This is a genomic window from Pseudomonas sp. FP2254 (assembly GCF_030687695.1).
Classification (GTDB): Bacteria; Pseudomonadota; Gammaproteobacteria; order Pseudomonadales; family Pseudomonadaceae; genus Aquipseudomonas; species Aquipseudomonas quebecensis.
In genome coordinates this window covers 4,055,177-4,076,714 of record NZ_CP117444.1, presented here as the reverse complement: position 1 = coordinate 4,076,714, position 21,538 = coordinate 4,055,177, and the positions used below count along the sequence as shown (strand labels likewise).

20 protein-coding genes are annotated in these 21,538 nt (G+C 61.3%); 13 read left to right on the top strand and 7 right to left on the bottom strand.

Annotation, left to right across the window (positions count from 1 at the left end; translation table 11 throughout):
- The first annotated feature begins 13 nt into the window (after positions 1-13).
- The 5 genes from PSH94_RS18675 (at position 14) to PSH94_RS18655 (ending at position 3,936) form a co-directional block, all read left to right on the top strand.
- On the top strand, positions 14-1,009 hold the full coding sequence (locus PSH94_RS18675) for a zinc transporter ZntB (protein ID WP_181076150.1): 996 nt from the start codon (positions 14-16) through the stop codon (positions 1,007-1,009).
- 86 nt (positions 1,010-1,095) lie between these two features.
- Positions 1,096-1,341 (top strand): hypothetical protein, encoded by a 246-nt coding sequence (locus PSH94_RS18670; protein ID WP_005790375.1) that lies wholly within the window; start codon positions 1,096-1,098, stop codon positions 1,339-1,341.
- A 4-nt stretch (positions 1,342-1,345) separates the two neighbouring features.
- A complete protein-coding gene (locus PSH94_RS18665; RefSeq protein WP_181076148.1) occupies positions 1,346-2,170 on the top strand; it encodes a mechanosensitive ion channel domain-containing protein in 825 nt (274 codons plus the stop codon).
- An 87-nt stretch (positions 2,171-2,257) separates the two neighbouring features.
- Positions 2,258-2,848, top strand: coding sequence for an RNA polymerase sigma factor SigX (gene sigX / locus PSH94_RS18660; protein ID WP_003193286.1), 591 nt, complete (start codon positions 2,258-2,260; stop codon positions 2,846-2,848).
- 107 nt (positions 2,849-2,955) lie between these two features.
- Positions 2,956-3,936 carry an OmpA family protein gene (locus PSH94_RS18655; protein WP_181076146.1) on the top strand — a complete coding sequence of 327 codons (981 nt, stop codon included), beginning with the start codon at positions 2,956-2,958 and terminating at the stop codon, positions 3,934-3,936.
- Positions 3,937-3,995: 59 nt separating this feature from the next.
- On the opposite strand, the gene cobA is transcribed toward PSH94_RS18655, so the two are convergent.
- The 5 genes from cobA to PSH94_RS18630 all read right to left on the bottom strand — a co-directional run bounded on the left by cobA (position 3,996) and on the right by PSH94_RS18630 (position 9,665).
- Positions 3,996-4,739 carry a uroporphyrinogen-III C-methyltransferase gene (cobA, locus tag PSH94_RS18650; protein ID WP_305435546.1) on the bottom strand — a complete coding sequence of 248 codons (744 nt, stop codon included), beginning with the start codon at positions 4,737-4,739 and terminating at the stop codon, positions 3,996-3,998.
- Between the two features lie 20 nt (positions 4,740-4,759).
- Entirely contained in the window at positions 4,760-6,430 is a 1,671-nt protein-coding gene (locus PSH94_RS18645) for a bifunctional protein-serine/threonine kinase/phosphatase (RefSeq protein ID WP_305435545.1), read from the bottom strand.
- Positions 6,430-7,641 carry a NarK/NasA family nitrate transporter gene (locus tag PSH94_RS18640; RefSeq protein WP_181076141.1) on the bottom strand — a complete coding sequence of 404 codons (1,212 nt, stop codon included), beginning with the start codon at positions 7,639-7,641 and terminating at the stop codon, positions 6,430-6,432. Before PSH94_RS18640 ends, PSH94_RS18645 begins: the two co-directional genes overlap by 1 nt.
- Before the next feature lie 208 nt (positions 7,642-7,849).
- Positions 7,850-8,425 carry an ANTAR domain-containing response regulator gene (locus PSH94_RS18635; protein WP_181076139.1) on the bottom strand — a complete coding sequence of 192 codons (576 nt, stop codon included), beginning with the start codon at positions 8,423-8,425 and terminating at the stop codon, positions 7,850-7,852.
- Positions 8,426-8,438: 13 nt separating this feature from the next.
- Complete coding sequence (locus tag PSH94_RS18630; RefSeq protein WP_305435544.1) at positions 8,439-9,665, bottom strand: CmpA/NrtA family ABC transporter substrate-binding protein; 1,227 nt, start codon at positions 9,663-9,665, stop codon at positions 8,439-8,441.
- Positions 9,666-9,911: 246 nt separating this feature from the next.
- Between PSH94_RS18630 and sctC the strand changes: the two genes are divergently transcribed.
- The 5 genes from sctC to PSH94_RS18605 all read left to right on the top strand — a co-directional run bounded on the left by sctC (position 9,912) and on the right by PSH94_RS18605 (position 13,718).
- Entirely contained in the window at positions 9,912-11,363 is a 1,452-nt protein-coding gene (gene sctC / locus PSH94_RS18625; protein WP_370694735.1) for a type III secretion system outer membrane ring subunit SctC, read from the top strand.
- A 16-nt stretch (positions 11,364-11,379) separates the two neighbouring features.
- Positions 11,380-11,604 carry a FliM/FliN family flagellar motor switch protein gene (locus PSH94_RS18620; RefSeq protein ID WP_253508912.1) on the top strand — a complete coding sequence of 75 codons (225 nt, stop codon included), beginning with the start codon at positions 11,380-11,382 and terminating at the stop codon, positions 11,602-11,604.
- A gap of 154 nt (positions 11,605-11,758) precedes the next feature.
- The gene (locus PSH94_RS18615; protein ID WP_181076133.1) at positions 11,759-12,148 is read left to right on the top strand and encodes a winged helix-turn-helix domain-containing protein; all 390 of its coding nucleotides are present in this window, start codon (positions 11,759-11,761) and stop codon (positions 12,146-12,148) included.
- On the top strand, positions 12,141-12,599 hold the full coding sequence (locus PSH94_RS18610) for a transglycosylase SLT domain-containing protein (protein WP_181076131.1): 459 nt from the start codon (positions 12,141-12,143) through the stop codon (positions 12,597-12,599). Before PSH94_RS18615 ends, PSH94_RS18610 begins: the two co-directional genes overlap by 8 nt.
- 90 nt (positions 12,600-12,689) lie before the next feature.
- Positions 12,690-13,718 carry a quinone-dependent dihydroorotate dehydrogenase gene (locus PSH94_RS18605; RefSeq protein WP_253508908.1) on the top strand — a complete coding sequence of 343 codons (1,029 nt, stop codon included), beginning with the start codon at positions 12,690-12,692 and terminating at the stop codon, positions 13,716-13,718.
- Positions 13,719-13,841: 123 nt separating this feature from the next.
- Here the strand turns inward: PSH94_RS18605 and rmf are convergent, their stop codons facing one another.
- Positions 13,842-14,057, bottom strand: a complete 216-nt coding sequence (rmf, locus tag PSH94_RS18600; RefSeq protein WP_002553055.1) for a ribosome modulation factor — start codon at positions 14,055-14,057, stop codon at positions 13,842-13,844.
- A gap of 530 nt (positions 14,058-14,587) precedes the next feature.
- On the opposite strand from rmf, the gene rlmKL reads away from it, so the two are divergent.
- Positions 14,588-16,852, top strand: a complete 2,265-nt coding sequence (gene rlmKL, locus PSH94_RS18595; protein ID WP_181076127.1) for a bifunctional 23S rRNA (guanine(2069)-N(7))-methyltransferase RlmK/23S rRNA (guanine(2445)-N(2))-methyltransferase RlmL — start codon at positions 14,588-14,590, stop codon at positions 16,850-16,852.
- A gap of 139 nt (positions 16,853-16,991) precedes the next feature.
- The gene (locus tag PSH94_RS18590; protein WP_305435543.1) at positions 16,992-19,379 is read left to right on the top strand and encodes a diguanylate cyclase; all 2,388 of its coding nucleotides are present in this window, start codon (positions 16,992-16,994) and stop codon (positions 19,377-19,379) included.
- A 73-nt stretch (positions 19,380-19,452) separates the two neighbouring features.
- Here PSH94_RS18590 and dacB read toward each other — a convergent pair whose 3' ends face one another.
- Complete coding sequence (gene dacB / locus PSH94_RS18585) at positions 19,453-20,913, bottom strand: D-alanyl-D-alanine carboxypeptidase/D-alanyl-D-alanine-endopeptidase (RefSeq protein WP_253508902.1); 1,461 nt, start codon at positions 20,911-20,913, stop codon at positions 19,453-19,455.
- A 238-nt stretch (positions 20,914-21,151) separates the two neighbouring features.
- On the opposite strand from dacB, the gene PSH94_RS18580 reads away from it, so the two are divergent.
- Positions 21,152-21,496 (top strand): YggL family protein, encoded by a 345-nt coding sequence (locus tag PSH94_RS18580; RefSeq protein ID WP_090400317.1) that lies wholly within the window; start codon positions 21,152-21,154, stop codon positions 21,494-21,496.
- Positions 21,497-21,538: the final 42 nt, after the last annotated feature.

The window sequence follows — 21,538 nt, the reverse complement described above, 5'->3', positions numbered from 1 at the left end:
GACTGGGGTGAGGATGTTCGAGGAAGAAAACGCGCAATGGGGGCTGGTGCATGCCCTGGTGCTGGACGGTAAAGGCGGTGCGCGTTCGATTGCCCGGACTGAGCTTGATGACCTGCAACTGCAGCCTCAGGAAAGCCTGTGGCTGCATTGGGATCGCAGTCATCCGCAAACCCAGACCTGGTTGCGTAAATCCAGTGGCCTGAGTGAATTCGCCTGTGACCTGCTGCTGGAAGAGAACACCCGGCCGCGCTTGTTGCCGCTGCCGGATTCGCAGTTGCTGCTGTTTCTGCGTGGGGTCAACCTCAACCCGGGCGCCGAGCCGGAGGACATGGTTTCGGTGCGTATTTTCGCCGCCGCCAACCGCGTGATTTCCCTGCGTCTGCGCCCGCTGCGCGCTACCGATGAGCTGCTGGTGCAGTTGTCGGATGGCAAGGGGCCGCGCACTGCGTCCGAACTCATACTTTATATGGCGCAGTACCTGACCAATAAAGTGCAGGACCTGGTCACGGATTTGTCTGAAATCGTCGATACCGAAGAAGAAAAACTCGATACCGACGAACGGTATACTCCGGAGCACGGCAGCATTTTGCAGATCCGTCGGCGCGCAGCCGGGCTCAAGCGTTTTCTCGCCCCGCAGCGAGATATTTTTGCCCAGCTCACGCGGATTAAATTGCCCTGGTTTTGTGACGACGATGCCGACTACTGGAACGAATTGAACAACAGCCTGACCCGCTACCTGGAAGAGCTCGAATTGACCCGGGAGCGCGTGGGGCTTGTGCTGGAGGCCGAAGACCGGCGCTTGAGCGTGCGCATGAACCGCACCATGTACCGCTTCGGGATCATCACCGGGATCTTCCTGCCGATGAGTTTCCTGACCGGCCTGCTGGGCATAAATGTTGGGGGTATCCCGTTCTCGGCCAGCCCCTACGGATTCATGATTGCGTGCCTGCTGATGGTCACTGTGGCACTCGGGCAATGGTGGCTGTTTCGACGATTGCGCTGGGTTTGAGCTGAATATGAGCTGAACGTAGGAAGGGTCTTATGTGACCCGATGAAATTTACCCTCGTCTTTTAAATCACTTGCGAGAGGTCTTTATGCACGATCCGTTCGAACAGTCTTTGCGTGACATGCTCAATGCTTCGCCGTCCAACCGCGACGACGATGCGTGCCTGGGTCGCGTGCTGAAAACCGCCAACCGTCAGGTAGGGGCGGGGGATCTGTTCGGGTTGTTGGGTCGTTGGCTGCCGGCATTGATGATGGCGCTGAACAACGGTTCGGCCCATGTGTCACCGGTTTCCCGGCGTAAACCTCTTGCTCGCACTGCTGATAAGGCTGATTGAAACTATGGAACTTGATCTCTGGACCCAGAGCCTGGTTACTGCGATGACCGCATTGTGGACCAAGGTGGCGAATTTCATTCCCAACCTGTTTGGGGCGCTGGTCCTGGTACTGCTGGGCTTTGTGGTGGCCAAGCTGCTGGACACCCTGTTGTCCAAACTGCTGGCAAAGCTGGGCCTGGACCGTTTGATGGCCGGCACCGGCCTGACCAAGCTGCTGGGGCGCGCCGGGCTGCAAGTGCCGATTTCTACGCTGGTGGGCAAGATCGTCTACTGGTTCGTTCTGTTGATTTTTCTGGTTTCTGCGGCCCAGTCCCTTGGACTTGAGCGAGTTTCAGCTACGCTCGACATGCTTGCGCTGTATTTGCCGAAGGTTTTCGGCGGCGCGCTGGTGTTGCTGGTAGGCGTATTGCTGGCGCAACTGGCCAATGGGCTGGTGCGCGGCGCCGCCGAAGGCGTGGGGTTGGACTATGCCGCCGGCCTCGGGCGAATTGCTCAGGGGCTGGTGATCATCATCAGTATTTCGGTCGCGATCAGTCAGTTGGAGGTCAAAACCGACCTGCTTAATCACGTGATTGTGATTGTTTTGATTACCGTTGGTCTGGCCGTTGCGCTGGCCATGGGGTTAGGAAGCCGGGAAATTGCCGGCCAGATTCTTGCGGGAATCTACGTGCGCGAGTTGTACCAGGTAGGGCAACAGGTGCGTGTGGGCGAGGTCGAAGGGCAAATCGAGGAGATCGGTACCGTCAAGACGACAGTGCTGACCGACGACGGCGACCTGGTGTCGTTGTCGAACCGGATTCTTCTCGAGCAGCAGGTCAGTAGCCGCTAAACCGGCAAACCCTGCTAATGTACGCCGCCGCGAACCCGGGTGACCGGGCCGCAGCGGACATTGACCTGACTGTCGGCACGACTTGTTTTGAATAAAGCCCAAACGCTGTCTACGCGCTATGACCCCCGTGAGCTCTCTGATGAGGAGCTGGTCGCGCGCTCGCATACGGAGCTGTTTCACGTAACACGCGCGTACGAAGAATTAATGCGCAGATATCAACGCACTCTGTTCAACGTTTGTTCAAGGTATTTGGGGAACGATAGAGATGCGGACGATGTCTGTCAGGAAGTGATGCTCAAGGTGCTTTACGGCCTCAAGAACTTCGAGGGCAAATCGAAGTTCAAGACCTGGCTGTACAGCATCACGTACAACGAGTGCATCACGCAGTATCGGAAGGAACGGCGAAAGCGTCGCTTGATGGACGCTTTGAGTCTGGACCCCCTTGAGGAGGCGTCTGAAGAAAAGGCGCCGGCACCCGAGGAGAAGGGCGGACTCGATCGCTGGCTGGTGCATGTGAACCCGATTGACCGGGAAATTCTGGTGCTACGATTTGTCGCAGAGCTGGAGTTCCAGGAAATCGCCGACATCATGCACATGGGTTTGAGTGCTACAAAAATGCGTTACAAGCGTGCTCTTGATAAATTACGTGAGAAATTTGCGGGCGAGACTGAAACTTAGTGCGTAGCAAATATCTCTTACGTGTAGGCAAGTTCTGTTAGACTTGTCGCCGAGTTGTCCCCCGGTTTGTGGGACTGCTTTACAATCACCAGATGGGGATTTAACGGATGAAACTGAAAAACACCTTGGGCTTGGCCATTGGTTCTCTTATTGCCGCTACTTCTTTCGGCGTTCTGGCACAAGGCCAAGGCGCAGTTGAAGGCGAGCTGTTCTACAAGAAGCAGTACAACGATAGCGTCAAGCACATCGAAGACGGCTTCAATCCTGGCGCTCGCATCGGTTACTTCCTGACCGACGACCTGTCCTTGAACCTGTCCTACGACAAGACCAACCACACCCGTTCGAACGACGGTACTGGTAGCCAGAAAATCAAAGGCGATACCGGCAGCCTGGTTGCCCAGTATCACTTCGGTCAAGCTGGCGTCGACTCCCTGCGTCCATACGTAGAAGGCGGTTTCGGTCACCAGAGCCGTACCAACGTACAGGCTGACGGTCACAGCGGTCGCGATCAGACCACTTTCGCCACTGTCGGTACCGGCGTTAAGTACTACTTCACCAACAACCTGTACGCTCGTGCCGGTGTTGAAGCTGACTACGGTCTGGACAACGGCAAGTGGGACTACTCCGCACTGGTCGGCCTGGGCGTAAACTTCGGCGGTAACGCTGGCGCAGCTGCTCCAGCTCCTACCCCAGCACCAGCTCCAGAGCCAACTCCAGAGCCAGAAGCTCCAGTTGCTCAGGTTGTTCGTGTTGAGCTGGACGTGAAGTTCGACTTCGACAAGGCTGTTGTTAAGCCTAACAGCTACGGCGACGTGAAAAACCTGGCCGACTTCATGGCTCAGTACCCATCTACTAACGTAGAAGTAGCTGGTCACACTGACTCCGTAGGTCCAGACGCTTACAACCAGAAGCTGTCCCAGCGTCGTGCTGACGCTGTTAAGCAAGTCCTGGTTAAAGACGGCGTGGCTCCTAGCCGTGTAACTGCTGTAGGTTACGGCGAATCCCGCCCAGTTGCTGACAACGCAACTGAAGCTGGTCGTGCTGTTAACCGTCGCGTAGAAGCGTCGGTTGAAGCTACCGCTCAGTAATACTGAGTTGTAGAAAAAACCCGGCTCAGGCCGGGTTTTTTTTCGCCTGCCATTTAATCTCAAGCACTGGCGACGGTCGCGACAGACGCGGCCTGGTCGCCGGCGGCAACGCGGCCGATTACCAGGATTGCCGGGCTTTTCAGCGCGAATGCCTGGGCATCCTCGTACAGGCGTGACAACGTGCTGCGACACTCGCGCTGTTGGGGCAGCGAGGCATTTTCGATCATCGCCACTGGCATGTCGGCTGCCATCCCGCCGTCGAGCAGTTGCTGGTGGATCTCTTCCAGTTTGGCCACGCCCATGTACACCACCAGTGTGGTGCCGCCTTCGGCCAGTGCCCGCCAGTTCAGACGACTGTCGTCCTGGGTGTGCGCAGTGACCAGCGTAACGCCACGGCTTACACCGCGCAGCGTCAGCGCAATCGAGCAATTCGTCGCGCCTGCCAGGCCCGCGGTAATCCCGTTGACCAACTCCACCTCAACGCCTCGCTCGCGCAACCATAGCGCCTCTTCGCCGCCCCGCCCGAAAATGCACGGATCACCGCCCTTGAGGCGCACCACGCATTTGCCCTGGCGCGCATAGCGCAACATGAGACGATGGATAAAATCCTGTGGCGTGGAGCGGCAGCCGCCGCGTTTGCCCACTGTGATGACGCGCGCCATGGCGCAATGTTCCAGCACTGCCGGGTTGACCAGGTCATCGATCAACACCACATCGGCGGCATGCAGGGCTCGGACCGCCTTGAGGGTCAACAGCTCCGGATCACCGGGGCCTGCGCCCACCAGCCAGACTTTTGCGTTCATAGAGTTGCCCTCAGAGATGGTCAGCTGTGAAAGAGTGCATACAGAAGCACCAGATTAACCAGCACCGATAGCAGCGCCACGCTACGCCATACCTTCAGCGGTTCGCGCTCCAGCAAAGGTCTGGGACGAATACTCAACTCCCGCCGGTCAGCCTGCTCTAATGCCAGCAGCCATTCTTCGGCGGTTTCATAGCGTTGCGCCGGCTGCGCGGCCACGGCCCGTTCCAGGCTCAACGCCAGCCACTCCGGCAGGTCAGGACGATAGCGGCTGGCGCTGATGGGCTGAGTGAATCTGGGGCGCTGGAAAGCTTCGATTTCGCCGTAGGGATAGTGCCCGGTCAGCAGGTAGTACAAGGTGACGCCAACGCCGTATAAATCTTGCTGGGCGGTAGGACTCTCGCCGTTGAAAGCCTCGGGTGCGATAAAGCTCGGTGTACCCGGCAACGCATGAGCATGGTCCTCCGACAGGCCCGGGCAGTAGGCCAGGCCGAAATCCAGCACGCGCAACTCACCGTCGTCCCCCAGCAACAGGTTCTCCGGCTTGATATCGCGGTGCAGGATCTGCCTGCGGTGCAGCAGGCCCACCGCCCGCAGCAAGCGCTCGGCAATCGATTGCCATTGCGCCAGAGGCAGGGGACCTTGCTGCTGGAACAGGGCCGCAAGGGTTCGCCCGGGATACTCGCGCATGACGTAATACAGATGCTGCCGACTACCAGCGGCATGCACCTGCGGGAACGCGCGCCCGGCCACCCGACGCAGAAACCACTCCTCGGCCAGCAACGCCTGAGCGGCGTCGCTGTCGTCCTCGCGGCTCAAGGGCAGGGTTTTCAGCAGCCACGGTTGCTGCTGGGTATCGCGTACCCGGTAAAGCAAGGATTGTCGGCTTTGCGCCAGTACGGCATCCACCTGCCAGCCTTCAAAGTGTTGGCCGATTTTTAATAGCGGCGGCAGCGGCCATTGCTGCAACTGCACCAGTGCGTCGCCCAGGGTGGCCGCACCGAGTGCATCCACGCGGACCAGCACAGCGCTGGCGTTGTCCTGGCTGCCGCCCAGATGGGCCGCGTTGACCAGGGTGGTCACCGCCAGGTCCAGGTCGGCCTGTTCACGCAGGATCGCCTGGATACTGTGATCGCCCAGCGTTGCCCATACGCCGTCGCTGAGCAGCAGAAAACATTCGCCCTCGCGCAACTGGCCATCGAGAAAATCCACCACCAGGTGCTGGTCCAGGCCCAGCGCACGCTTGAGCACGTGCTGCATGCCTGGCTGTTCCCATACGTGATCTTCGCTGATGCGCTGCAACACGCCATCCAGCCAGCGATAAGCCCGACAGTCGCCGACATGCGCCAGGGTGAAGCGTTGACCGCGAAACACCAGGGCGCTGAGGGTGGTCAGCAGCGGCTGGCCACCGCCGTTAGCCTGCAACCAGCGATTCTGCGCCAGCAGCAGCCGCTCCAGCGACTGGGCCACGCTCCAGGTTTGCGGCGTGGCGTAGTAGTCAATCGCCAGGGCCTGCAGGGTCGAGCGCGCGGCCAATCCGCCATCGGCGCATTGGCTGACGCCGTCGGCCATCGCGCACAGGTAGCCTTTGCTGGCCGCCAGTTCCGCCGCGGGCGTGACCACCCGCAGCGCATCCTGATTTTCCATGCGTGGACCGATGGCGCTGGCTTGGGCGACGCTCAGTCGCAGGCTCATCAGACGCGCGCAGCCGTCACGGCTGCAGAACCCCAGGTGGTTCTCCAGCGACGCTTGACCCCATGCAGCCCGAACCACGCCAGCACGGCCAGGCTGGCAAACAGCCACAGAGCCAGTTGATAGCTGCCGGTGCTTTGCTTGATTGCGCCCATGCCGGCTGCCAAAGCGAAGCCACCGATGCCGCCGGCCATGCCGATCAGGCCGGTCATTACGCCGATTTCCCGGCGAAAGCGCTGCGGAACCAACTGGAATACGGCCCCGTTGCCCGCACCGAGACCGAGCATGGTGCAGACGAAAAGCGCCAGCGCCGCGTAGGAACTGGGCAGGTTGAAGCCCACTGCGGCGATGCAGATGGCCGCGACGCTATACATGCCCAGCAAGGTTCGGATGCCGCCGAACCGGTCGGCAAGGGCGCCGCCCAGCGGACGCATCAGGCTGCCACCGAACACGCACGCGGCAGTGTAATAGCCGGCGGTTACGGGGCTGAGGCGGTATTGGTCGTTGAAGTAGCCGGGCAGGGCGCTGGCCAGGCCGATAAAACCGCCGAACGTCACGCTGTAGAAGAACATGAACCACCAGCTGTCACGGTCGCCCAGGGCCTTGAAATAGTCAGCCATGGATTTGGCTTTCGGGCGTTCAGGGGCATTGCGCGCCAGCCAGGCGAAGACCACGAGCGTCACGATCAGCGGGATTAATGCGAAGCCAAAGACGTTGCTCCAGCCAAACGCTGCGGCGAGAACCGGCGCCAGCAGCGCGGCGAACACCGTGCCCGAGTTACCGGCTCCGGCAATCCCCATGGCCTTGCCCTGGTGCTCGGCGGGGTACCACTGGGACGCCAGGGGCAGTGCCACGGCGAAGGACGCGCCGGCCATGCCAAGAAACAGCCCCAGCACCAGGGCCTGTTCGTAACTGTGTATCCCCAGCTTCCAGGCACCGAACAGCGCGACAATCACGATCACCTGGCCGATCATCCCGGCGGTTTTGGGCGACAGCCTGTCGGCGAGCATCCCCATCAGAAAACGCAGTACCGCGCCGGCCAGGATCGGCGTCGCGACCATCAGGCCGCGCTGCTGGGTGGTCAACTGCAAGTCGGCGGCGATCTGCACCGCCAGCGGTCCCAGCAGATACCAGACCATAAAGCTCAGGTCGAAATACAGGAACGCGGCAAACAGGGTCGGGGTGTGCCCGGATTTCCAGAAGCTTGATTTCATCACGCACCTCAACGGTTGGGAGTGTTGTAAAAAGGCCGGGTGATGGAACAGCCGCAACGGCCGCCCCACCGGCCCCATGCAGGGGGCCAAAACGAAAAAACGCCGCCACCGGGTTCGCGAGGGCAAACCGGATGTGCGACGTCTTTGTCGTGGAGGGGCAACCGCCGTTGGTTACCTGTAATGCTTGATTAGCAAAAGCTGAGCCAGATCAGCCCAACAGCTCGCTCATGGCGATGATCTGCTCCGCCACCTGGATCAGTTTCTGCTGGCGGCTCATGGCCTGGCGGCGCATCAGGGTGTAGGCCTCTTCTTCATTGCAGCCTTTCATTTTCATCAGCATGCCCTTGGCCAGCTCGATGCGCTTGCGCTCGGCCAGTTGCTGGTCGCGTGCCTGCAACTGGGCGCGCAAGGCCTGGTCGCTTTCGAAGCGGGCCATGGCCACGTCGAGGATCGGTTGCAGACGCTGGGCCTGGATGCCCTCGACGATATAGGCGCTGACGCCGGACTTGATGGCCTGGCGCATCACCGTCGGGTCGTGTTCGTCGGTAAACATCACAATGGGGCGCGGTTGATCGCGACTCACCAGCACCACTTGCTCCATCACATCACGCCCCGGCGACTCGGTATCGATCAGGATCACGTCCGGGCGCACTGTTTCGACGCGCGCCGGCAGGTCGATGATCAGGCCCGACTCGTCGATCACCTCGAATCCGGCCTCGATCAGCGCGGTGCGCAGGCGCCCGACCTTGCGCGGGGTGTCGTTGATCAACAGGATTCGCAGCATGGCCTTTCTCCTGTCAGCGCAAGGCTTGGCGGTTGGCGTCGCCGACCAGGGCGTGCAGGCGGAAGCTGCGCGCGTAACCCGCCGGGTCCGAACCGTCCCAGACCTTGCCGTCGATCAACTGGCTGCTGCGCATGTCCCGATCCCCGGCGGTAATGCCCAGTGCCGCGGCCGCCTGGCGATAGAGCGCCAGTTGCTGGACCTGGCGCGCCACGCCCAGGTAGTCCGGGTCTTCGCGCAGCAGCCCCCAGCGGCGAAATTGGGTCATGAACCACATGCCGTCGCAGAGGTAGGGCAGATTGACCCTGCCCTCGGCAAAAAAGCGCAGACCGTGGGGGTCCTGCCAGTGGTGGCCCAGGCCATCGTCGTAGGTCCCCAGCAGACGCGGCTCGATGCAGTCGAGGGGCGCATCGAGGTAATCGCGGCCGCTGAGCAGCTGCGCGGTAGAACGTCGGTTTTCGCGATTCTGTTCGATAAAGCGGCTGGCTTCCAGAATGGCCATCACCAAGACGCGCGCTGTATTGGGGTAATGGTCGACGAAGGCTTGGGTGCAGCCCAGTACCTTTTCAGGGTGATCCGGCCAGATCGCCTGGCTGGTGGCCAGCGTGAAGCCTTGATCCTGGGCGACGGCGCTGGCAGCCCAAGGCTCGCCCACGCAAAAGCCATCGATGCGTCCCGCTTGCAGATGCGCAACCATCTGCGGTGGCGGCACTACCACGCTTTCGACGTCCTGTAATGGATGAATGCCCTGGCTCGCCAGCCAGTAGTACAACCACATGGCATGGGTACCGGTGGGAAATGTCTGAGCTAAGGTCAGTTTTGTGCGGCTTTGGTGCACGTGGCGCTCCAGCGCCTCAGGAGTGACCACCCCTTGTTGCTGCAGGCCGCGCGACAGGTTGATGCTCTGGCCGTTCTGGTTCAGGCCCATCAGCACCGCCATGTCGGTGGGCGCCACGCCGCCGATGCCCAGGTGCACGGCGTAGATCAAGCCATACAGGCTATGGGCGGCATCCAATTCGCCGCTGACCAGCTTGTCCCGCAGGTTGGCCCAGGATGACTGGCGCTTGAGGTTAAGGGTCAAGCCGTAGGGTTGCGCAAAACCCTGGGTCGCCGCTACTACCAGCGAGGCGCAATCGCTCAGGGCCATGAACCCCAGGTCGAGGCTGCTCTTTTCCGGAGCGTCGCTGCCGCTGACCCACGCCAGCGCGTCGCTTATCGGGCGGTTGCCCACCGAATCGTTCATCCACACCTACCTTTTCTTTCAAAAAAAAGCGCCGTTCCCTCAGATGGCGATGCCGGCCATTGCGGGTAACGACGCCTTTGTCCGTAAGCCCGCTCCGCCATTGGCGCGCGCTTTGATACTGAGTCCATTAGCAAGGCACATGCCACGGGTGGGAAAGGGACTCGGCCGTCAACTTTTCATCAAGATTGAAAAGAGGTGGCCTCTCAGTATGGCCGCTTCTTTCGCCAGCTCCCGGGAGCCCCTACCGTGCCCGCTGCCTTCCTCCAAACCCCGCTATGCCGCTGGCTGTTGTGTGCCGTCCTGTGGCTGGGCCATGGCATGGCCTGGGGCGAAAGCTACCAGGCACTGGATGAGAGCCTGCATACCGTGTTCACTGCCTTGTCGGTGCCCATGGGCCTGCCGATTGTCGTGAGCCGCGAGGTGGCACGTAAGCGCTTGAGTGGTGTGCTTGATTTGGCAGCGCCGCAGCAGAGCCTGGAGAGGCTGGCGCAGCAGCAGGGCCTGATCTGGTACGGCGACGGGCAGGCGATCCATGTCTATGACGCTACTGAAGCGAAAAGCTCGGCGGTGGCATTGCGGCATCTTTCAATCGACAGGTTCCGCAGCCTCATGCGCCGTTCGGGGCTGGATGAAACGCGCTACCCCTTGCGTGCCAGCGGGGGGCGGACATTTTATGTGTCCGGCCCGCCCAACTACGTGGACCAGGTGCTGCGCCTGGCGCAACTGATGGACCGTCAGCGCGCGGATCTACGCGTGGGTAACCAGGCTTTTGGCGTCGTCCAGGTACTCAACACCCATGTCGCGGACCGTGAATACACGATGGGTGAACGCACGCTCCGGGTAGCGGGGATCGCGTCGACGATCGAGACCCTGCTGGCGGGTGAGCGCAAGGGCCTGCTTGCAGACAAGGCGCTCGTGGTGATCGCCTATGCGGACACCAACAGTCTGCTGATCAAAGGCAACCCTGCGCAGGTACGGTTCATCGAGCAACTGGTGACGGAGCTGGACACGCCCAAGCGAGCCATCGAGGTCTCGCTGTGGCTGGTCGATGTGGGCCGCGACGCATTGAGCACACTACGGCCGGCCTGGGCCGACAACAGCGAGGCCTCGACCAGCGCTGTGATGGAGCCCCTGGAGGATAACCGCTTGATGGCCCGGCTTGCCGTGCTGGAGCGCCGTCGGCGCGCCAAGGTGGTGGCGCTGCCGGTGATCCTCACGCAGGAAAATGTGCCGGCAGTGTTCAACGACAACCGCACGTTCCATTTGCCGCCCCTCGCCGACGATGCCGCCGGATGGAAGCCGGTGCCTTATGCGACCCAGGTCAGTGTGCTGCCGCGCTTCGCCGAGGCCAATGAGATCGAGATGCTGCTGGAGATCGAGGACGCTCGACCGATCAATGACCAGCGGCGCGGCAGCAAACCGGACGCGGTTGCGCGGATCGGGGTCAGCAGCGTGGTTCGTGTGCCCCACGGCAAGCGTCTGTGGTTGGCGGCGTTCCCGCGTGACTCGCGTGAGCGAGATCGCGGACGGGCCTCGGCGCCCTCGGGTGAGGTGCGCCTGTTTGTGATTCAGGCGCGCGCCGTCGCAGGCGAGGAAAGAGGGGCGGCCGCCGCAGGTGGGCCGCCGCCATTGACCGCGGCGCAGTATGAGCGCGTGCAACGTGCGTTTGTGCGGCCGGGTCTCGATGTGTTCCCGTGAAATAAGGCGTTCAGTCATGCATCTGGAAATTCTTCTGCAGGAACAGTTGATCAGCCGCAGGCGCCTGGCCGCCTTTGCGCCGGGCAAGGTATTGCCGTTGGCGCCCGCGGTCATTCACTGCGTCGAGGTTCGGGTGAACGGCCAGTTGCTGGCGTTGGGTGAACTGGTGCAGTTGGAAGACCGCCTTGGGGTTGAACTGCACGAGGTGTATCAGGAGTGGGCGCCTGGTGGGTTTCGCTGAAGAAACGCCTTACAGGGCTGTTCCGGAAAACGCTGTATCTATGCGCTTTTTCCTAACGTGAGTTGCCGGACGGGTTTTTATAGTCGCTGTATCGGCGCAAACGCCAGTCAAGGAATAAGGACTTCAATGTCAGTTGTCGGATGCCGAGGTAGATATGGTCGTCGTGAATGATGAGTTGGCGACGGTTTCCCTGGTCTTTGCGTGTTGGACGCTGCACGCCGATGGGCGCTTGAGCGGAGAGGGCGGTGATGTTCAGTTACCGCCCAAGGAGGGGCATGTCCTGCGGCTGCTGCTGGCTTCCGGTGGTGTGTTGATGACCAAGGATCGCCTGTTGGAGCTGGCCTGGCCCAAGGGCGAAGTGGCCGAGGAATCGCTGACGCGCTGCATCTATTCGTTGCGCAAGCATTTGGGTGTCGACAAAGCGTTTATCAAGACGATCTATGGCCGCGGTTACCGCTTCACGTGTCCGGTGAGGGTCCAGCGCGGCGGTCAGGGGCATAAGGAGCAGGTGTGTTCGGCCTGCGGCCGGGTCAACCATGGGTAGGTGCTGGGCCACGGTATTGTTGTTGGGGCTGTTATTCGGCAGTCGTCAAGCGCAGGCGTATTGCTGGGAAGAGGTCGCCAGCCGTTACGATATCGAGCCGGAGTTGCTGCAGGCCATCGCGGCCGTCGAGTCGGGTTATCAAGCGGGGGCGATCAACCGCGCCAATGGCAACGGCACTTGGGATATCGGCCTGATGCAAATCAACAGCAGCCATTTGCCGCGCCTGCTCGCGCTGGGGATTACCGAGCAGCGGTTGTTGAGCGAGCCGTGCTTGTCGGTAGAGGTCGGGGCGTCGATCCTTGCCGAGTTTATCCAGCGTTTCGGCTACAACTGGACGGCGGTGGGTTCCTATAACGTGGGGCCGGGTGCGGGGCCGGAACGTGATGCGTTGCGCAGGCGCTATGCGGAAAAAATCTGGGCGCGGTATGAGGCCCTGGTCATGCAGCGTTGATGTCGTTTGGCGCGGCACGCCTCGCCTGCGCACCGTCACCCCGGCTATAATCGCCGCCACCTTTCGCCGCCATCCGAGTCTAGCCCGCCCATGTATAACCTGGCCCGCCAGCTGTTGTTCAAACTTTCCCCGGAAACTTCCCACGATCTGTCTCTCGACCTGATCGGTGCCGGTGGCCGCCTGGGACTCAATGGCCTGGTCTGCAAGGCTGCGGCGAAAATGCCGGTCTCGGTGATGGGGCTGGACTTTCCCAATCCGGTAGGACTGGCTGCCGGCCTGGACAAGAACGGCGCGGCCATCGATGGCTTCGCCCAGCTCGGCTTCGGCTTTGTCGAGATCGGCACGGTGACGCCGCGACCGCAGCCGGGCAACCCCAAGCCCCGCATCTTCCGCCTGCCGGAAGCGGAGGCGATCATCAATCGCATGGGCTTCAACAACCTGGGCGTCGATCACCTGCTGGCCCGGGTTCAGGCTGCCAGGTACAACGGCATTCTCGGTATCAATATCGGCAAGAATTTCGACACGCCGGTCGAGCGTGCGGTCGATGACTACCTGATCTGCCTGGACAAGGTTTACGCCCACGCCAGCTATGTCACCGTCAATGTCAGCTCGCCGAACACGCCGGGCCTGCGTAGCCTGCAGTTCGGTGACTCCCTCAAGCAATTGCTCGAAGCCCTGCGCCAGCGTCAGGAAGACCTGGCTGTGCGTCACGGCAAGCGGGTGCCGCTGGCGATCAAGATCGCACCGGACATGAGCGACGAAGAAACCGTGCTGGTGGCCCAGGCCCTGATGGATTCCGGAATGGACGCGGTGATCGCCACCAACACCACGCTCAGTCGGGTCGGCGTCGAAGGCCTGGCCCACGGTGATGAGGCCGGTGGCCTGTCGGGCGCGCCGGTGCGGGACAAGAGCACTCATATCGTCAAGGTGCTGGCGGCGGAGCTGGCCGGGCGCTTGCCGATCATCGCCGTGGGCGGCATCACCGAAGGCCGGCACGCCGCCGAGAAGATCGCAGCGGGCGCGAGCCTTGTGCAGCTGTACTCCGGTTTTATCTACAAAGGCCCGGCCTTGATTCGCGAGTCCGTGGATGCGATCGCCGCGCTGCCGAAGAAGGCCTGAGAGCGGCCCATAAAAAAGGGCTCCTTCAAGGAGCCCCCTGGGCCGAAGCCCGCCGCCCGGATGGGGCGTGCATGGTAAGTCGTTACTGCTTCAAAGGTGATGTGTCGGAATTAAGTGCCCTGATTAGCCGACGGCGTGAAGTTCGTTGAGTCTGTGGATTCCCGCAGTGCCAGTCATACCGTCCCAGTTGTCGCCGCGTCCTTCTCGCCAGCCGTTGATCCAGGCTTGGCGTACCGACGGTAGAGTAAATGGGCAAAGCTCACGGGATTTGCCATGAACGCCATATTGATATCCGCGTAAAAACGCTCTTTCCAACGGATCACGCTTAAGTCTTCTCATAGGGTGTTTCCCTCACTTGTTGACTGTCTTGATATCCTTCGGCCTCGTCTGAGGCCGGGCAGAGTTTTTCTGCCGTTGGTGGGCTCGCTGCCGGCGTGGCGAGCCGATGTGTCGGCGTCGTTACGGCGCCAACCTGTGTTGAGTTCTAACCAATAGGTCACATGGATTCAATGATCGTTTTGTCATAAGCACGTAACGATAACGATGCTATAGCCATAAGCTGGGATGGCTTTACGCCCCATTTGTCTGGCAAAGCCAGCTATGATGCACCCCGCATAGAGGAAAGGTTTAATCCTTAAGTAAGAATGACCGTCTGTTGCAGTCGGTTATTATTCGACGAAGGGTCGGAATATTTCTTTTTGTTGCTGCACATCTTTATCTGCCCCGTCGATAAAGGCCCAAGGCCTGGCAGACGGGGTGGGACGGCACATTCGTGCCACGCGAGCACTCTTCAAGAAAAGTGCTTGATTGAAAACCGAGCCGGCGATGCGTCGCCCGTTCATTTATTGCTGAAAAGCCTGGAATGCCCCATGTCGGACCGTTTTGAACTCTTCCTCACTTGCCCCAAGGGCCTCGAAGGCCTGCTGATCGAGGAAGCCGTCGGGCTTGGCCTTGAGGAAGCCCGCGAGCACACCTCGGCCGTGCGCGGCATGGCCGACATGGAAACCGCCTACCGCCTATGCCTCTGGTCGCGCCTGGCCAACCGCGTGCTGCTGGTGCTCAAGCGCTTCCCCATGAAGGATGCCGAAGACCTGTACCACGGCGTGCTGGATATCGAGTGGGCCGATCACATGGTTTCCGATGGCACCCTCGCGGTGGAATTCAGCGGTCACGGCTCGGGCATCGACAACACCCATTTCGGCGCGCTGAAGGTCAAGGATGCGATTGTCGATAAACTGCGCACCCCAACCGGCGAACGCCCGTCCATCGACAAGATCAACCCGGACCTGCGCATCCATCTGCGCCTGGACCGTGGGGAAGCGATCCTGTCCCTCGACCTCTCCGGCCACAGTCTGCACCAGCGCGGTTATCGCCTGCAGCAGGGCGCGGCGCCGCTGAAGGAAAACCTGGCCGCCGCCATCCTGATCCGGGCCGGCTGGCCACGCATCGCTGCCGAAGGCGGCGCGCTGACCGACCCGATGTGCGGCGTGGGGACCTTCCTGGTGGAAGGCGCGATGATTGCCGCCGACATGGCGCCCAACCTCAACCGTGAACTGTGGGGCTTTACCACCTGGCTCGGCCACGTTCCGGCGTTGTGGAAAAAACTGCACGCCGAGGCCACCGAGCGCGCCGCGATCGGCATGAACAAAACGCCGCTGTGGATACGAGGCTACGAAGCCGACCCGCGGCTGATCCAGCCCGCGCGCAACAATATCGAGCGCGCCGGCCTGAGCCACTGGATCAAGGTGTACCAGGGCGAAGTCGGCACCTTCGAACCGCGCCCGGACCAGAACCAGAAAGGCCTGGTGATCTGCAACCCGCCCTATGGCGAGCGCCTGGGTGACGAAGCCAGCCTGTTGTACCTCTACCAGAACCTCGGCGAACGCCTGCGCCAGGCGTGCATGGGTTGGGAGGCGGCGGTGTTCACCGGCGCACCGGACCTGGGCAAGCGCATGGGTATCCGCAGCCACAAACAGTACTCATTCTGGAACGGCGCCTTGCCGTGCAAGTTGCTGCTGATCAAGGTCAACCCCGACCAGTTCGTCACCGGCGAGCGCCGCACCCCGGAGCAGCGCCAGGCCGAACGCGAGCAAGCCGCGTACGACCAGGCGCCGACCGAACCGCAAGAGCGCCAGTACAACAAGAACGGCAACCCGATCAAGCCGGCCCCGGCCCCCGTGGTCGAACAGGCGCGCTTGAGCGAAGGCGGGCAGATGTTCGCCAATCGCCTGCAAAAGAACCTTAAGTTGCTGGGCAAGTGGGCCAAGCGCGAAGGCGTGGATTGCTACCGTGTGTACGACGCCGACATGCCGGAATACTCCATGGCCATCGACCTGTACCACGATTGGGTGCACGTGCAGGAGTACGCCGCGCCGAAGTCCATCGACCCGGAAAAAGCCTCCGCGCGCATGTTCGATGCCCTGGCGGCCATTCCCCAGGCGCTGAATATCGATAAGAGCCGCGTGGTGGTCAAGCGTCGCGAGCGTCAGAGCGGCACCAAGCAGTACGAGCGCCAGAGCGCCCAGGGCAAGTTCACCGAGGTCAGCGAAGGTGGCGTAAAGCTGCTGGTCAACCTCACCGATTACCTGGACACCGGCCTGTTTCTCGACCACCGCCCGATGCGCATGCGGATTCAGAAGGAAGCGGCCGGTAAGCGCTTCCTCAACCTGTATTGCTACACCGCCACCGCCAGTGTGCACGCCGCCAAGGGCGGTGCGCGCAGCACCACCAGTGTCGACCTGTCCAAGACTTATCTGGACTGGGCGCGCCGCAATTTCTCCCTCAACGGTTTCTCCGACAAGAACCGCCTGGAGCAGGGCGATGTGATGGCGTGGCTGGAAGCCAGTCGCGATGAATTCGACCTGATCTTCATCGACCCGCCGACCTTCTCCAACTCCAAGCGCATGGAAGGCATCTTCGACGTGCAGCGCGACCACGTGCAGTTGCTGGACCTGGCCATGGCCCGTCTGGCGCCGGGCGGCGTGTTGTACTTCTCCAACAACTTCCGCAAGTTCCAGCTGGAAGACAACCTCAGCGAACGCTACGCGGTCGAGGAAATCAGCGACAAGACCATCGACCCGGATTTTGCGCGCAATGCCAAGATCCACCGGGCCTGGAAAATCACCGCCCGCTGACGGTTGCACAAAAAAGCCGCAAGCCAGGATATTCCGGGCTTGCGGCTTTTTTGCGCTGGTCAAACCATGGGCCGATAGCTATAACTTAAGGCCTAGCCAAAGTGACACCCCCCGCACGCTGGCGTTGTGAGTGTTGCCTATGCCGTTGCAAGCCGTTCGCCCGAAAATCCTAGGCTTTATCAGTGAGCAGGCGTCGGCTTGGCTGGTGGCATTGGTGGTGCTGTTGGCCGGTTGCACCTTGACGGGTATCGTCGCCTGGGCCACTCACGACCTGTATCAGCAGCAGGTGCGCCAACGCTTTCAATTGCTGGTCAACGAACGCTATACCCGCCTGCAGGAGCGTTTCGAGGATCAGGAGCAGCGCCTTAACAGCCTGCGGCGTTTCTTTATCAATTCACAGCAAGTGTCCCGCGAAGAATTCGACGGGTTCACCCAGCCCTTGCTGCTGCGCGCCCGCGCCTACGCCTGGGCGCCGCGGGTGTTTCGCGAGCAGCGCAGCGAGTTCGAACGCCAGGTATCCCGCGATCGCGGTGTGGACTTTGTTATCCGTGAATTGAACACGGCGGGCGAGTTGGCCCCGGCGCCGCAACGCGATGAATACGTGCCGGTGCTCTACAGCCAGACCCAGAGCCTGTTGGGTTCACCGCTGGGTTTTGATCTGCTCGCCCAGCCGCTGCGGCGCGCGACCCTTGAGCGCGCGCAAAAAAGTGGCAGGCTGGCGGTGTCGCAGCCCATGCAACTGGTGGGGGTGGAGCCGGCGTATGCCGCCGGGGTTTTGCTGGTAGCGCCGGTAAGCAACCAGGCGGGCAACGACCCACCCTACGGCTATGTGATGGCGGTGATCAGCATGCGCCAGTTGGTGGCCGACGGCTTGCCCAAGTCGCCACGCGACAACCTCGTCATGCAGATTGTGGATACATCCGATGTGCAACAACGCGTCCTGTATGAATCGAACAATGTCGTGGCCGACAGCCCTCTCGTCGGGGCTCGTCGTCTGACCCTGGGCGATCATGTCTATGCCCTGACCCTGCGCCCGAGCAAAGTGTTCGAACTGGCCAACCATTCCTCGTTGAGCGCCATCCTGATCATGGGCGGCTTGCTCAGCCTGTTGCTCAGCGCCTTGCTCTACGTGCTCGTGAGCCAACGCCAGCGTGCCTTGAAGCTGGTGGAGCAGCGCACTGTGCAGTTGCGTCTGCGCGAGCAGGAGCTGCGCGGCGCACACGGCCAATTGCGCAGTGTGCTGAACGCGGCCACCCAGGTCGCGATCATTGCCACCGACCTGCGCGGTGTCATCAATACCTTCAACGCCGGCGCTGAAAAGATGCTCGGCTTTACCGCCGATCAGGTGGTGGGCAAGCTGACCCTGGAGAGCCTGCACCTGGCGACGGAGCTGGAAATGCGTTCCGCCAAGTTGGGCGTGGCCTTGGGCAAGCGCATCCCCGCGAGCCAGGCCATGCTGGTCGAAAGCCCTGACAGCCTGCACGAAGCCCGCGAGTGGACTCTGATCCGCGAGGACGGCAGCCCGTTGAACGTGAATATGCTCGGCACTGTGCTGCTCGATGACCATGGCTTGTGGGTGGGGCACCTGGCGATCTACCTGGACGTTACCGAACAGAAGCGCGCCTACGAAGCGCTGGCTGCACGGGATCGCCTGCTGAAAAAACTCAGTGCCCATGTGCCCGGCGGCATCTTCCAGTTCACCCTGGAGCCTCAGGACAATTGGCGCTTCATCTATGCCAGCGACGGGATGCGCGATATCTACGAAATCGAAACCGGGTTGTTGCAGCAGGATGCCAAGCGCGTATTCGAGCGCATCCATCCGCTGGACGTGGAGCGGGTGCGCGCCTCGGTGCGCTTGTCGGCCCTGCAGTTGAGCCATTGGCGCGAGGAGTACCGGGTGTTGCTGCCGCAACGCGGCCTGCGCTGGATTCGCGGCGAGGCCACCCCGGAAGAGTTACCTGGCGGCGGTACGCTGTGGCACGGGTATGTGTCGGATATTTCCGATCTCAAACGAGTGGAGGAGGAGTTGCGGGCCTTGTCCATCACCGACTCGCTGACCGGTATTCACAACCGGCGCTACTTCCAGGATCGCTTGCGCGCCGAAATCGCCAGGCTCAATCGAACCCACGGGGCACTGTCGGTGATCATGCTGGATATCGATCACTTCAAACGCATCAACGATAAGCACGGCCATGCGGTGGGTGACGCAGTGCTGCAGGAGTTATGCGCGCGCATCAGCCAGCGTCTACGCCGCACCGACGTGTTCTGCCGTCTGGGCGGGGAGGAGTTCATGGTGCTGTGCCCTACCACCGATGCCGAACAGGCCTACAGCCTGGCAACGGATTTGTGGCAGTCGTTGCGCACCGCGCCGATGGATCCGGTGGGCGTTGTCACCGCCAGCTTTGGTGTGGCCAGCTGGCGGGGCGATGAAGGCGTCGATGGGTTGCTGCTGCGCGCCGACTCGGCGGTGTATGTGGCCAAGCAGGCGGGCAGGGACCGGGTTGAGGCCGAGAGGGCGCGGGCTTGAAGGCATGTGGCAGAGGTGTCTACACCTGTCTTAATGGTTCACCGCAACAAGCCCCCCTCAGGCCAACGCTGTTTTAGAGCACCGGCGCCGCCGCCGTCAGTTTTGGCTGGCGGTACAGGTCCAGCAGGACCTGGTCGAGTACCGACGAAGCGCCCCATGGCTTGGGATCGTTGAGGATCGCCACCACCACCCAGGTGTTGCCGTTGTTGTCACGGCTGAACCCGGCGATGGCGCGCACGGTGTTCAACGTGCCCGTCTTGACGTGCGCCTCGCCGCGCATGGCGGTCGTCTTCAAGCGCTTGCGCATGGTGCCATCGGTGCCGGCGATAGGCATCGAGCTGATGTATTCCGCCGCATACGGGCTCTTCCAGGCTGCCTGCAGCATGGCTGCCATTTCACGGGCGCTGACCCGTTCGGCGCGCGACAGGCCGGAGCCGTTCTCCATCACCAGGTGCGGCGCGGTGATGCCTTTTTTCGCCAGCCACTGGCGCACCACGCGCTGCGCGGCCTTGGCATCGTCGCCGTCGGCATCATTGCGGAACTGCGCGCCCAGGCTCAGGAACAACTGCTGGGCCATGGTGTTGTTACTGTATTTGTTGATGTCGCGGATGATTTCCGCCAGGTCCGGCGAGAACGCGCGGGCCAGCACCTTGGCATCCTTGGGCACCGGCGCCTGGATATCGCGGCCCTGGATGCTGCCGCCCAGCTCCTTCCAGATTGCCCGCACTGCGCCGGCGGTATAGGTGGCGTGGTCGAGCAGCGACAGGTACGTCTGTGAACTGCAGCCGTCGGCCAGTTGGCCACTGACGGTCACGGTCACGCTGCCATCGGCGGCGGTCACCGGGTTGTAGCGCACATCCCCGGTGCATTGCTTGGCGTTGGAAACCTTGACCTGATTGTCGATACGAATGCTCGCAATCGGCGGCTCCACCGAAACCAGCACCCGGCCGCCATCATTGCGTGTCACGAAACGCAAGGCCTTGAGGTTGACCAGCAAGGCATCGGGTTTGACCAGGAATGGCTTGTTTTCGTCGTTGCCATCGTCGTTGAACTCCGGCAGTTGCGGCGGAATAAAGAAGCCGCGGTCCAGCACCAGGTCGCCGGTAACCTGCTGCACACCGTTGGCGCGCAGGTCGCGCATCAGCAACCAGAGTTTTTCCATGTTCAGCTTGGGATCACCCCCGCCCTTGAGGTACAGGTTGCCATGCAATACGCCACCGCTGAGGGTGCCGTCGGTGTAGAACTCGGTTTTCCACTGATGGTTGGGGCCGAGCATTTCCAGGGCCGCGTAGGTGGTGACCAGCTTCATGGTGGAGGCCGGGTTCACCGACACGTCGGCGTTGAACACGGTCGGCGTGCCCGGACCGTTGAGCGGCAGCATAACCAGGGATAACGCAGTATTTTGCAGTTTGGCTTTTTGCAGGGCCTGCGCGACGTTGGGCGGCAGGGTGGTATTGATCGGGGCGGCGGTGACGGAAAAGGCCAGTGGCAAAAGAAAACCGGCCAGTAACAGGGGACGCAAAGATTTGATCATAAAGAGTAAAACCCTACTGCTGAGGGAGGGTGAAAAAGGCGAGGGGACAATAAGAAAAATCCCTCAATGGTCATGAAAGTGTCGGCATTATGCCCCAAGGCGGGCGTATTTGTAGCTGAACGATAGCTGGAAATCGGCGTTTTTTTTCCAGCAGAATGCCGCCTGTCCCAGAGAGTCGGGCAATCGTCGCCTTAAACTGCTAAAGTGCCGGCCGTTATTACTTAAGAGGACTGTTCCAATGGCGACTAACCGTTCCCAGCGTCTGCGCAAAAAACTGTGCGTTGATGAATTTCAAGAGCTGGGTTTCGAACTGAACCTGGACTTCAAAGAAGGCCTGAGTGAAGAAGCTATCGACGCTTTCCTCGAAGCATTCATCAAAGAAGCCATGGAAGCCAACGGTCTGGGCTACGTCGGCGGCGATGACTACGGTCTGGTTTGCCTGCAGAAGCGTGGCTCGGTTTCCGAAGAGCAGCGCGCTGCCGTTGAAGCCTGGCTGAAAACCCGTTCCGAGCTGACCAAGGCTGAAGTCAGCCCGCTGCTGGACGTGTGGTATCCGGAAAAGCCGATCAATTCCAAGAATTGAAGCGGTAAGTTACAAGCTTCAAGCCGCAAGCTCATGTGGCTT